Raw genomic sequence first — 12,396 nt, 5'->3', positions numbered from 1 at the left:
GACGGCCCCCGAACGCTCCGGGCTCCTGCGGCCCTCAGGGTTCCCGGGCTCTTCGGCCCTCAGGAAGGAAGTGCGGCTTGTCATACTCCGGGAGGGCGCCGTACGCGTGGCCGTACGCCCTGGCGAGCGTGGTCGTGGCCGCCGGGGTGGCGGGGATCAGCGTCGCGATCGTCACCGGCTCGCCCGAGCCGCCCGTCCCCGGGCCGGACCCCGGCCTCACCCGGGTCGTCACGCGGACGCCGGTGGCCGCGCCGTACCCTCCGCCGCTTCCCCCTGGGCCCGCGGCCGTGCTCGTGCCGCCGGTGGCCCGTAAGACGGGACACCGGGCGGAGCGCCTGCCCGCGCACCTGCCCGCGCGTCCGCACCTGCGGCCGCCCGCGCATCCGCAGGGGCGCACCGTGTGGGGTCGTACGCACCCGGCTCCGCGTCAGCTCCCGCGGCACCCGAAGGTCAAGAAACCGATCAGACGGCCCGAGGCCCCCGCGAGGAAGCCCAGGCGGCAGAGCTTCTGCGACATGCTTGACGGCATCCGCCGCGCCTACTGCGACGCCGTGCTCGACGGCCTTGAGGGCCGCTGAACGGCGTTCAGGAACGGACGGAGCAGCCGGAGTCCTGGACCATGGGGGCGGCGGGACGGCCGATCGACGGCATGCCGAGCATGACGCCGGAGCCACCGGTCGCCGCAGCGCCCTGCCTGGCCTGCCAGGCGTCCCCCGCGCGGGTACGGCGCAGTTCGAGAGCGGGCCCGTCGGCCACCAGGTGGTGCGGCGCGGCGTAGGTGACCTCGACGCGGACCATGTCACCGGGCCTGGGCGTCTCGTCCCCCGGGGTGAAGTGGACCAGACGGTTGTCGGGGGCGCGGCCGGACAGGCGGTTGGTCGCCTCGTCCTTGCGGCCCTCGCCCTCGGCGACCAGCACCTCCAGCGTCCGGCCGACCTGCTTGCGGTTCTCCTCCCAGGAGATCTCGTTCTGCAGGGCCACGAGACGCTCGTAGCGCTCCTGCACGACCTCCTTGGGCACCTGCCCGTCCATGGTCGCCGCGGGCGTGCCCGGACGGATGGAGTACTGGAAGGTGAAGGCGTTGGCGAAGCGGGAACGGCGCACGACCTCCAGGGTCTCCTGGAAGTCCTCCTCGGTCTCGCCGGGGAAGCCGACGATGATGTCGGTGGAGATGGCCGCGTCGGGCATGGCGGCGCGGACCCGCTCGATGATGCCCAGGTAGCGCTCGGCCCGGTAGGAGCGGCGCATGGCCTTCAGGACCCGGTCGGAGCCGGACTGCAGGGGCATGTGGAGCTGGTGCATCACGTTGGGCGTCTCGGCCATGGCCGCGATGACGTCGTCGGTGAACGCGGCCGGGTGCGGGCTGGTGAAACGGACCCGCTCCAGGCCCTCGATGTCGCCACAGGCCCTCAGGAGCTTGCCGAAGGCCAGCTTGTCGCCGAACTCGACGCCGTAGGTGTTGACGTTCTGACCGAGCAGGGTGATCTCCAGCACCCCCTGGCCGACGAGGGTCCGCACCTCGCTGAGGACGTCGCCGGGACGGCGGTCCTTCTCCTTGCCGCGCAGCGAGGGCACGATGCAGAAGGTGCAGGTGTTGTTGCACCCGACGGAGATCGAGACCCAGGCGGCGTAGGCCGACTCGCGCTTGGTCGGCAGCGTGCTCGGGAAGGTCTCCAGCGACTCCTTGATCTCGACCTGCGCCTCCTGCTGGACGCGCGCCCGCTCAAGCAGCACCGGCAGCGAGCCGATGTTGTGCGTGCCGAAGACCACGTCGACCCAGGGCGCCCTGCGGACGATCTCCCCCTGGTCCTTCTGCGCCAGGCAGCCACCGACGGCGATCTGCATGCCGGGGTTGCCGACCTTCGAGGGGCGCAGGTGCCCGAGGTTGCCGTAGAGCCGGTTGTCGGCGTTCTCTCGCACGGCGCAGGTGTTGAACACGACCACGTCGGCGACCTGCCCCTCGGGCACGGGGACGTAGCCCGCGTCCTCAAGAAGGCCGGAAAGGCGCTCGGAGTCGTGCACGTTCATCTGGCACCCGTAGGTACGAACCTCGTACGTGCGGGCGCTCTCCACGGTGGCAGTCATCTCAAGACAAGGGTAGGCGCTCCGCCGACCCCAAGGTACGGCCCGAGCCGCCCCGCCTCCCCATGGGCACCGCGCCGGGGATCACCGGGCAGGATCCCGCCGAACCACTCGAACAGCCCTTTATGCCTGTGGATCTCATCGAGATATGACAGAAAACAACAAATCTTTACCCGGAGTAAGGGGGATGTGATCTGATCGGTACCTCAGGGTTAGCCCGAGGTGCCGATCACGGATTTACGTTGTGTTTCATGACGGAGAACGGGGAAGCGACTCCTCTGGTCGTCCTCACGAACGTGAACAAGCATTTCGGCAACCTGCACGTCCTGCGTGACATCGACCTGACGATCTCCAGGGGGGAGGTCGTCGTGGTCATCGGCCCCTCGGGAGGCGGGAAGTCGACCCTGTGCCGGACGATCAACAGGCTGGAGACCGTCGACGACGGCACGGTCACCTTCGACGGGCGCCCGCTCCCCGCGGAGGGCAGGGCGCTGGCCATGCTCAGGGCCGAGGTCGGCATGGTGTTCCAGTCCTTCAACCTGTTCGCGCACAAGACGATCCTGGAGAACGTCACCCTCGGCCCGGTCAAGGTGCGCCGCCTGGGCAAGGCCGAGGCCCGCGCGCTGGGCATGGAGCTGCTGGAGCGGGTCGGCATCGGCGCCCAGGCGGCGAAGTACCCCGCCCAGCTCTCCGGCGGCCAGCAGCAGCGCGTGGCCATCGCCCGCGCCCTGGCCATGAACCCCAAGATGATCCTGTTCGACGAGCCGACCTCGGCGCTGGACCCGGAGATGGTCCAGGAGGTCCTCGACGTCATGATCGGCCTGGCCGCCGACGGCATGACGATGATGGTCGTCACCCACGAGATGGGGTTCGCCCGCCGCGCGGCCGACCGGGTGGTGTTCATGGCCGAGGGCCGCATCGTCGAGGAGAGCACTCCCGAGGAGTTCTTCACCTCCGCCAGGACCGACCGGGCCAGGGACTTCCTCTCCAAGATCCTTACGCACTAGGGCCGCCGGTATCTCTCAAGGGAAGACGAGGTAGCAGGATGCGTGTACAGCGTGCCGGAACCGTGTTGGTCGCGGTGGCCGCCATGGTGGCCGGGCTCACCGCGTGCGGTGGCGGCAGCGGCGGCGGCAAGTTCGTCGTGGGCATCAAGTTCGACCAGCCCGGGCTCGGCCAGAAACAGCCGGACGGCTCGTTCAAGGGCTTCGACGTGGACGTGGCGAGATACGTCGCCAAGCAGCTCGGCTACCGGGACGACCAGATCGAGTTCAAGGAGGCCATCTCGGCCAACCGGGAGCCGTTCATCCAGCAGGGCCAGGTCAACATCGTCGCCGCGACCTACTCGATCGCCGACGACCGCAAGAAGAAGATCTCCTTCGCCGGGCCGTACCTCGTCACCGGGCAGGACATCCTGACCCGCGCCGACGACACGACGATCAACGGTGAGGAGGACCTGAGGAACAAGAAGGTGTGCGGCGCCCAGGGTTCCTCCTCACCCAAGCGCCTGGTCGACAAGTTCGGCGAGGCGTGGAAGAGCCAGTACCTCACCGAGCAGCAGGGCTACGGCGCCTGCCTGCCGCTGCTGGAGAACAAGCAGGTGGACGCGATCTCCACCGACGCGACGATCCTGGCCGGGTTCGCCGCCCGGTCGCCGGGCAAGTTCCGCCTCGTCGGCAAGCCCTTCTCCGAGGAGAAGTACGGCATCGGCCTGAAGCTGGAGGACAAGGACACCCGCGAGAAGATCAACAAGGCTCTGGAGAAGATGTTCGCCGACGGAAGCTGGAAGAAGGCCGTGGACGCCAACTTCGGTGAGTTCGGTAAGTTCTTCACCACGCCGCCGACCATCGAGCGCTACTGACCCGTCCCCGGGCCGGGGCGCGTCCCGGCCCGGGTTCCCTGGAGGGAACGAGTGCAGGCACTCCTCGACGAATTCCCGGCCATTCTGAGCGCCTTCTGGCTGACGATACGGCTCACGCTCGCCAGCGGGGCCGCGGCCCTGGTTCTCGGGACGATCCTGGCCGCGATGCGGGTCAGCCCGCTGCCCGTGCTGCGCGGCATCGGCACGGTCTACGTCAACACCCTGCGGAACACGCCGCTGACCCTGGTGATCGTCTTCTGCGGGCTCGGCCTGGGCCTGGTGCTGGACATCTCGTTCTCCACGAGCCTGTCCACGAACTACCTCTGGCTGTCGATCATCGGGCTGTCCGCCTACACGGCCGCGTTCGTCTGCGAGGCGATCAGGTCCGGGATCAACACCGTGCCGGTCGGCCAGGCCGAGGCGGCCCGCGCCATCGGCCTGACCTTCTCCCAGAACCTCAGGCTGATCGTGCTGCCCCAGGCGCTGCGCGCGGTGGTCGCCCCGCTGGGCAGCATCCTGATCGCGCTGACCAAGAACACCACGATCGCCGCGGCCATCGGCGTGACCGAGGCCTCGCTGACGATGAAGACACTCTTCGAGGCACACGGTGACTCGGTCGTCCCGATCTTCTTCGGGTTCGCCCTCGGCTTCCTGGTCCTGACCCTGCCGACCGGGCTGCTGTTCACCTGGCTGTCCAGGCGGCTGGCGGTGGTCCGGTGAACGCGCCCTCGGCCGACGTCCTCTACGACGCCCCCGGGCCACGCGCCCGGACGCGCAACACCGTGCTCACGGTGCTGGTCGTCGTGGCGGCGCTGCTGGCCGCCTATCTGATGGTGGCCAAGCTGGGTGAGAAGAACCAGCTCGACCCGGCCCTGTGGACGCCGTTCCTGCGGGGCGACGTGTGGCTCAACCTGATCGTGCCCGGCCTGCTGAACACCCTGAGCGCGGCACTGGTCGCCTCACTGATCGCGGTGCCGTTCGGGTTCGTCCTGGGCATCGGGCGGCTGTCCGACCACGCCGTGATCCGCGTCCCCGCGGGTGTGGTGGTGGAGTTCTTCAGGGCGATCCCGCTGCTCATCATGATCTTCGCGGTGATGTACGGCGGGAGCGCGGTCTTCGGGCTGACCGTGACCCCGTTCGCCGCCGTGGTCGTCGGCCTGGTCCTGTACAACGGGTCGGTGCTGGCGGAGATCGTGCGGGCGGGCATCCAGGCCGTGCCGCGCGGCCAGTCGGAGGCGGCCTACGCCGTCGGCCTGCGCAAGGGCCAGGTCATGCGGATGATCCTGCTGCCGCAGGCGGTCACGGCCATGATGCCGGCGATCGTCTCTCAGCTCGTGGTGCTCCTGAAGGACACCGCGCTGGGGTTCATCGTCTCCTTCGAGGACCTGTTGAACGCGGGGGCGCGTGTGCTGCCGTCCAACTTCAACAACCTCATCCCCTCCGTGATCGTCATCGCGATCGTCTACATCATCATCAACCTGGCCGTCGGCGCCGTCGCCACCTGGCTGGAGAGACGCAGCCGCCGAAGCCGCAGGACCACGGCCGCTCCGGTCGAACCCCCCGGGGCGATCGTGGTGTCCGGAACGACCCCCGGCGTCTCCGCGGTCGACTGACGGAGTCCGGGACAAGCTGATCATCACTGTTTGGGAGGCTGCATCAGGTGAGCATGGGAAACGAATTTCCGCACGCCGCGAGGGATGAGGACCATACCGGCGACACGGGACGGGTTATCGGGCAGGATGGCGCCATGTCCCCCGAGCAGGTCGTCCGGCCGTATGCCACCTGGCCCTCTCCCATCTCGACCACGGGTGTCGCCCGGTCGGGGCTGCGCCTGGGGTTCCCGACGGTGTCGGGAACCCAGATGTGGTGGACCGAGGACCGCCCCCTTGAGGGCGGCCGCACCACGATCGTGCGGCAGGAGGCCGACGGCACACGCACGCAGCTCCTGGCGGCTCCGTGGAACGCCAGGACCCGCGTCCACGAGTACGGCGGGCGGCCGTACGCCCTGGTCCCCGGCGGGGGGCTGGTGTTCGCCAACTTCGCCGACCAGCGCCTCTACCTTCTGTCCCCCGGCTCCGAGCCCGAGCCCCTCACGCCGGAACCCGAGCACGAGTGCGGCCTGCGCTACGCCGAGATGACCGTCCACGAAGGGCGGATCCTGTGCGTGCGCGAGCGGCACGACGCCGAAGGACGGGTGAGCCGCTCGATCGTCTCCGTCCCGCTGGACGGCGGGGCCGAGACGCGCGAGCTCGTCGGCGGGAGCGACTTCTACGCCTTCCCCGCCCTGTCGCCCGACGGCGAACACCTGGCCTACGTCTGCTGGGACCACCCCCGCATGCCGTGGAACGGTACCGAGATACGGGTCACCCGGCTCTCCGACGGCCTGACCAGGACGGTGGCCGGAGGCCTTGAGGAGTCGGTCCTGGCCCCCTCCTGGCGCGACGACCTGAGCCTTTACTTCATCTCCGACCGCTCCGGCTGGTGGAACCTCTACCTGAGCGGCGTCGGCGGCGCCCCCGCGCGGGCGCTCCACCCCCTCCAGGAGGAGTGCGCAGGACCGCTGTGGCAGCTCGGCGGAGCACCCTACGCTCCGCTGGCCGACGGGCGGATCGTCCTGCTGCACGGCCGGGGAGACCTGCGCCTGGGCGTGCTCGACCCCGAGGACGGCACACTGACCGACCTCGAAACCCCCTACGACGGCTGGCACCCGTCCCTGTCGTGCGACGGGCGGGCGGTGGCCGCGATCGCCTACGGCCCGGCGATTCCCCGCGCCGTCGTCCGGCTCGACCCCGCGACGGGGAGCGCCGAGGAGTTCCGGCGCGACGCCACCGAGCTGCCCGACCCCGCCTACCTGCCCGTTCCCCGGGCCGTCGAGTTCGACGGCAAAGCCGGGCGCCGGGTGCACGCGATCGTCTACCCGCCCGTCAGCCCCGAGGCCAGGGGCGAGGGGCCCGCGCCGTACGTGGTGTTCGTGCACGGCGGTCCGACCGCGCACAGCATCAGCGCGCTCGACCTGGAGAAGGCCTTCTTCACCAGCAGGGGCATCGGCGTGCTCGACCTCAACTACGGCGGCTCCACCGGGTACGGCCGCGCCTACCGCGACCTGCTGCACGAGCAGTGGGGGATCGTCGACGTCGAGGACGCGGTCTCCGCGGCCGAGTGGCTGGCGGCCGAGGGGCTCGCCGACTCACGGCGGATCGCGATCAGGGGCGGCAGCGCGGGCGGCTGGACGGTCATGGCCGCCTGCTGCGCCTCCGACGCGTTCGCGGGCGGCGTCTCCTACTACGGGGTGAGCGCGCTCGCCTCGTTCGTGACCACCACCCACGACTTCGAGTCCCGCTACATCGACTGGCTGATCGGTGCGGACCCCGCGCTGTACGGCCCCCGCGAACCGCTGGGCATGGTCTCCAAGGTGACCTGCCCGATGCTCCTGCTGCAGGGATTGTCCGACCCGGTGGTGCCTCCGGAGCAGTCTCAGGCCTTCGCCGACGCCCTGGCCGAGCGCGGTATCCCGTGCACCTACCTCACCTTCGAGGGAGAGTCACACGGCTTCCGCCGCGCCGAGACCCGAAGCACGGCCCTGGCCACCGAGCTGGCCTTCTACCAGCAGATCTTCCACTCCTGACGGCTCCGGCACACCGGGTGACCCCGCGCCTGGACGACCCCTATCGGGCGAACTCCGTGGCGCGGGACTCCCGGACCACGGTGATGCGGATCTGACCGGGGTAGGTCAGCTCCTCCTCGACCTGCTTGGCCACATCCCGGGCGATCACCTGGGCCTGGATGTCGTCGATCGCGTCGGGTTTGACCATGACCCTGATCTCTCGGCCCGCCTGCATGGCGAAGACCTTCTCGACGCCGTCGTAGGAGGTGGCGATCTCCTCCAGCCGCTCAAGGCGCTTGACGTACGCTTCGAGGGACTCCCGCCTGGCCCCCGGCCTGCCACCGCTGATCGCGTCCGCGGCCTGGGTGAGCACGGCCTCGACGGTCCTGACCTCGACCTCGTTGTGGTGGGCCTCGATCGCGTGGACCACGTCCTCGTGCTCGCCGTACCGTCTGGCGATCTCGGCGCCGATGAGCGCGTGGCTGCCCTCCACCTCGTGGGTGAGCGCCTTGCCGATGTCGTGCAGGAGTGTGCAGCGCTTGAGCAGCAGAGGGTCGAGCCGGAGTTCGGCCGCCATGATCCCGGCGATGTGGGCGGACTCGACCAGGTGGCCGAGCACGTTCTGCCCGTAGGAGGTGCGGTAGCGGAGCTGGCCGAGGAGGGTGACGAGTTCGGGGTGCATCTCGGTGATGCCGAGCTCGACCAGCGCGTCCTCACCGGCGCGCACGCACAGGTCCTGGACCTCGGCCCTGCTGCGCTCGTGGGCCTCCTCGATGCGCTGCGGATGGATGCGCCCGTCGAGGACGAGCTTCTCCAGCGTCAGCCTGGCGGTCTCTCTGCGGACCGGGTCGAAGCACGACAGCAGGACCGCCTCGGGGGTGTCGTCGATGATCAGATTGACCCCGGTGGTCGACTCGAAGGCACGGATGTTGCGGCCCTCACGACCGATGATGCGGCCCTTCATCTCGTCGCCGGGCAGGTGCAGGACGCTGACGACGGACTCGGCGGTCTGCTCGGTGGCCACCCGCTGGACCGCCAGCGTCACGATCTTGGTGGCGCGCTTCTCCCCCTCTTTGCGGGCCTGGCCCTCGATCTCTCTGACGATCAGGGCTGCCTCACGTTTGGCCTGGTTCTCGATCTCTTTGACCAGTTCGGTCTTGGCCTGCTCGCCGGTGAGCCCGGCCACCCGCTCCAGGACGGCCCTGCGTTCCTGGGCGGCCCGGTCGAGGTCCTCGCGGCGGTCGGCGAGCTCGGTCTCCGTCTCGGCCAGTTTGCGAGCCCGCTCGGCCTGGCGCCTGGCCTCCTCGTCGAGCCGCTGCTCCCGTTCGGCGAGCCGCTTCTCCCTGCGTTCGAGGTCGGAGCGGAACTCCTTGAGCTCCTGCTTCAGGAGCCTGCTCTCGGCCTCCGCCTCCTTGCGCAGCCCTGCGGCGGCCTCCACGGCGGCCTCCGACCTGCGTAGAAGGTCTCCGGCGTCGTTCTCCGCCTTGGCGCGAATCTCGGCGGCCTCCTGCCTGGCCACCTCAAGTTCGGTCTGGATCTCCTCAAGCTGCTCGGGTGAGGGACCGCTCGGCCGTCCCAGTGCTCCGCCGGTACGGCGTAGCAACACGATCAGCGCGGCTATCATCGCCACGGCGAGAACCGCGACCGCGACCGTCAAAGTGACGACCACAACCGAATTCATGCGCGCCCCGCCCTCCTCGCGTTGCCAATAGCAAGACACGAGGCGTCACACGCACGGCACGGAAAGTCCACATGGTGGTATCACCAGGACATATGTCGATCCGGGAGCGACGCCGCATCAGCCCATCCCACCGGCTCTGTCGCCTGCCCGCATCCATGAAGCTTGTTCGTCCGCAATTTACCGTTATGACAATCCGCGCTGCGCGGAGTAACTCCTCACTGCCGTCGAGGTTAAGCGTCAAAGAGGTAACGGGCAAGCAAAGGCGCACCGGGAAACACTCGAACGTGAAGCGACCCCCCTTTCCCCCGTACGGCACGGCCGCAGGACGCACCGGCTCGCCGGCCGCTCAGGTTTCGCCGACGGCGACGACACCCGTCAGGACCGGGGCGGCGGCCGTACGAAATGGGAAGGGGCGCCTGGGGCCACCGGCTCCCGGGTCAATCCTCTGAATAGTCGTGTTCGTCCATGGAAGAGGGTGAGGAGGGGAAATTGTCCGCCTCCTCGCTCTCCAAAGCCTCACGGATCACCCGGAAGGCCAGCCCGGGGCCGTAGCCCTTTCTGGCGAGCATGCCCGCCAGCCTGCGGGTCCTGACCGCGGGATCCAGACCACGGGTCGAGGACAGCCTGCGCGTGACCAGGGCGCGCGCCGTCTCGGCCTCCCGCTCGGGGTCGAGCCGTTCGACCGCGTCCTTGACGATGTCCTCGTCGACCCCTCGGTGGCGCAGCTCCGAGGCGAGCGCCTTCCTGGCCAGCCCCCGCCCCGTGTGACGGGAGCTCACCCACGCCTCGGCGAACGCCTCGTCGTCGATGAGACCGACCTCGGAGAAACGCTCCAGCACCGCCTCGGCGGCCTCCTGCGGCACCTCGCGCCGCTGGAGCGCCTCGGCGAGCTGAGCCCGGGTGCGTGGCGCCATGGTCAGCAGCCGCAGGCAGATCGCCCGCGCCACCGCCTGCGGATCGGCGTCGGGCCCCCGGGCCGCCACCGACCCCTCGGCCGGACCGTCGGGCAGGAGACCGTCCCCCTCCCCCGCGCGCCCGGCGCGCCTCCCCCGGGCACGCGTGCCCCGGGAGGAGCCCTGGCCGCGCCGGTCCCGCCGGGTGTCCTCCGAGTCGGGCCAGGCACCCCAGTCTCGCGGCCCGGCCTCACCGGCCGGACCGGAATCAGGTCCCGTCGTCATCGGTCAGCCCGGATCAGGCGTCGCCCGGCTTGGGGGTCGAGGCCTTGGAGCCACGGCCGGAGGAGGCGGCGGGGGCCGGAGCGGCGGGCGGCGGGGTGGCCGGGCTGTCCAGGCGGGGGCCGATGCCGAGCTTCTCCTTGATCTTCTTCTCGATCTCGTTGGCGATGTCGGGGTGGTTCTTCAGGAAGTTACGGGCGTTCTCCTTACCCTGGCCGAGCTGGTCGCCCTCGTAGGTGTACCAAGCACCGGACTTGCGGACGAAGCCGTGCTCGACACCCATGTCGATCAGGCCGCCCTCGCGGGAGATGCCGACGCCGTAGAGGATGTCGAAGTCGGCCACGCGGAAGGGCGGAGCCATCTTGTTCTTGACGACCTTCACCCGGGTGCGGTTGCCGACCGCCTCGGTGCCGTCCTTCAGCGTCTCGATGCGGCGGATGTCGAGACGGACCGAGGCGTAGAACTTCAGCGCCTTTCCACCGGTCGTGGTCTCGGGCGAGCCGAACATGACGCCGATCTTCTCGCGGAGCTGGTTGATGAAGATCGCGGTGGTGCCGGTGTTGTTGAGCGCGCCCGCGACCTTGCGCAGCGCCTGGGACATCAGGCGGGCCTGGAGGCCGACGTGGCTGTCGCCCATCTCGCCCTCGATCTCGGCCTTCGGCACCAGGGCCGCGACCGAGTCGATGACCAGCAGGTCGATGGCGCCGGAACGGATCAGCATGTCGGCGATCTCGAGCGCCTGCTCACCGGTGTCGGGCTGGGAGACCAGCAGCGCGTCGGTGTCGACGCCGAGCTTCTTGGCGTACTCGGGGTCGAGGGCGTGCTCGGCGTCGATGAAGGCCGCGATGCCGCCGGCCCGCTGGGCGTTGGCCACGGCGTGCAGGGCGACCGTGGTCTTACCGGAGGACTCGGGACCGTAGACCTCGATGATGCGGCCCCTCGGGAAACCGCCGATGCCGAGGGCGACGTCGAGCGCGATGGAACTGGTCGGGATCACCTCGATGGGCGCACGTGCCTCGTCACCGAGTCGCATGACGGAGCCCTTGCCGAACTGCCGCTCGATCTGGGCGAGGGCGGTCTCAAGCGCCTTCTCGCGGTCGTTAGCTGCCATGGGAGCCCCCCTGGAGGGTCGCGGGTTGGATCGGTTGCCAGAAAGCTACGGGGTGCCACCGACATTTTCCGGAGAGCACGCCGAGGAGCGTCAGCGCGTCCAATATAGCCGAACGACTGTTCGAGCGAGGCCGGACGACAGCGCATGTTCCGGGGCGTGCGGGACGACCCACCCCATCCGGAAGGCGATATTTCCGAGAATTCCCCCATGCCTGTTGTCAGGGGGCTGACCTGGGGCGATCCTGGGGGCAGCCGACTCTGAGGTGCCGACGTGACCAGCACGTTCAGCCAGCAACGCCTGACCTACCTTGGGTCCCTGTCCGCCGAGCTGTCGCGGCAGGGGCTGGCCAGCCGCATGGTCGGCGGGGACGACCCGGTGCTGTGGGTGTGGCATCCGGAGAGCCTGAGACAGACGATCGTCTTCGCCACCCCGGCCGGAGACGGATGGCTCTTCCTGTGGTCCCCCGACGGCCGGGAGAAGGCAGGGAACCCCCGCGGGACCGCGGAGTCCCTCGACCGGCTGTTGAGCGCCCCCGACCCCGGCCCCTGATCCGCGCACGGCGAAACGCCGCCGCCCGGGGGGCCGGGGAACCTACGGGTGACGCACGCCGACCGTCCCGCGCGGGCCGGACGCCCTTACCTCCGTCGCCCTCCGCCGTGGCGTACGTCGTCCGGCCCGCGCCCGCCCGGTCTGCCTGCCGGTTACGGCGGTGACGACCGCGCGCTCCGGCGGATAGGGATCGGCGGGTTTCCAGTCCCGGCCGTCACGGGTGTCCGCGCCGAAACGCGGCACAACCACGGCCAGGAACACGGCCGCGGCCAGGAAAAAGAGAAAATTGGTCATTTTCCAGTCCACTTCCATTGCCCACTGCGTCCATTCTTG

At 69.7% G+C, this 12,396-nt stretch carries 12 protein-coding genes; 7 read left to right on the top strand and 5 right to left on the bottom strand.

Annotated elements, in window-relative coordinates; translation table 11 throughout:
* The first annotated feature begins 77 nt into the window (after positions 1 to 77).
* Positions 78 to 578 (top strand): hypothetical protein, encoded by a 501-nt coding sequence (locus ACIBVQ_RS00900; protein ID WP_362774562.1) that lies wholly within the window; start codon positions 78 to 80, stop codon positions 576 to 578.
* A gap of 7 nt (positions 579 to 585) precedes the next feature.
* Here ACIBVQ_RS00900 and miaB read toward each other — a convergent pair whose 3' ends face one another.
* Complete coding sequence (gene miaB, locus ACIBVQ_RS00895; RefSeq protein ID WP_399174839.1) at positions 586 to 2,085, bottom strand: tRNA (N6-isopentenyl adenosine(37)-C2)-methylthiotransferase MiaB; 1,500 nt, start codon at positions 2,083 to 2,085, stop codon at positions 586 to 588.
* 248 nt (positions 2,086 to 2,333) lie between these two features.
* Here miaB and ACIBVQ_RS00890 point away from each other — a divergent pair, with 248 nt between their 5' ends.
* The 5 genes from ACIBVQ_RS00890 (at position 2,334) to ACIBVQ_RS00870 (ending at position 7,568) form a co-directional block, all read left to right on the top strand.
* Entirely contained in the window at positions 2,334 to 3,089 is a 756-nt protein-coding gene (locus ACIBVQ_RS00890; RefSeq protein WP_352008560.1) for an amino acid ABC transporter ATP-binding protein, read from the top strand.
* 38 nt (positions 3,090 to 3,127) lie between these two features.
* The gene (locus ACIBVQ_RS00885; RefSeq protein WP_399174836.1) at positions 3,128 to 3,943 is read left to right on the top strand and encodes a glutamate ABC transporter substrate-binding protein; all 816 of its coding nucleotides are present in this window, start codon (positions 3,128 to 3,130) and stop codon (positions 3,941 to 3,943) included.
* 51 nt (positions 3,944 to 3,994) lie between these two features.
* On the top strand, positions 3,995 to 4,663 hold the full coding sequence (locus tag ACIBVQ_RS00880) for an amino acid ABC transporter permease (protein WP_352008558.1): 669 nt from the start codon (positions 3,995 to 3,997) through the stop codon (positions 4,661 to 4,663).
* Positions 4,660 to 5,556, top strand: coding sequence for an amino acid ABC transporter permease (locus tag ACIBVQ_RS00875; RefSeq protein ID WP_399174834.1), 897 nt, complete (start codon positions 4,660 to 4,662; stop codon positions 5,554 to 5,556). Before ACIBVQ_RS00880 ends, ACIBVQ_RS00875 begins: the two co-directional genes overlap by 4 nt.
* A 134-nt stretch (positions 5,557 to 5,690) precedes the next feature.
* Positions 5,691 to 7,568: a S9 family peptidase gene (locus ACIBVQ_RS00870; RefSeq protein ID WP_399174832.1), complete on the top strand. Its 1,878-nt coding sequence runs from the start codon at positions 5,691 to 5,693 to the stop codon at positions 7,566 to 7,568.
* Between the two features lie 40 nt (positions 7,569 to 7,608).
* On the opposite strand, the gene rny is transcribed toward ACIBVQ_RS00870, so the two are convergent.
* From rny to recA, 3 genes are all read right to left on the bottom strand, one after another.
* Positions 7,609 to 9,228 (bottom strand): ribonuclease Y, encoded by a 1,620-nt coding sequence (gene rny / locus ACIBVQ_RS00865; protein WP_352008555.1) that lies wholly within the window; start codon positions 9,226 to 9,228, stop codon positions 7,609 to 7,611.
* Between the two features lie 437 nt (positions 9,229 to 9,665).
* Entirely contained in the window at positions 9,666 to 10,406 is a 741-nt protein-coding gene (gene recX / locus ACIBVQ_RS00860; RefSeq protein WP_399174829.1) for a recombination regulator RecX, read from the bottom strand.
* Positions 10,407 to 10,419: 13 nt separating this feature from the next.
* Complete coding sequence (gene recA / locus ACIBVQ_RS00855) at positions 10,420 to 11,514, bottom strand: recombinase RecA (RefSeq protein ID WP_352008553.1); 1,095 nt, start codon at positions 11,512 to 11,514, stop codon at positions 10,420 to 10,422.
* Positions 11,515 to 11,784: 270 nt separating this feature from the next.
* Here recA and ACIBVQ_RS00850 point away from each other — a divergent pair, with 270 nt between their 5' ends.
* Positions 11,785 to 12,063, top strand: a complete 279-nt coding sequence (locus ACIBVQ_RS00850) for a hypothetical protein (RefSeq protein WP_386190152.1) — start codon at positions 11,785 to 11,787, stop codon at positions 12,061 to 12,063.
* A 42-nt stretch (positions 12,064 to 12,105) separates the two neighbouring features.
* Here the strand turns inward: ACIBVQ_RS00850 and ACIBVQ_RS00845 are convergent, their stop codons facing one another.
* Entirely contained in the window at positions 12,106 to 12,357 is a 252-nt protein-coding gene (locus ACIBVQ_RS00845; protein WP_352008551.1) for a hypothetical protein, read from the bottom strand.
* Positions 12,358 to 12,396 lie beyond the last annotated feature (39 nt).

The sequence above is a fragment of the Streptosporangium sp. NPDC049376 genome (genome assembly GCF_044466505.1).
Taxonomy (GTDB): Bacteria; Actinomycetota; Actinomycetes; order Streptosporangiales; family Streptosporangiaceae; genus Streptosporangium.
The sequence above is the reverse complement of the archived record's forward strand: the minus strand, read 5'-3'. Positions and strand labels throughout refer to the sequence as shown.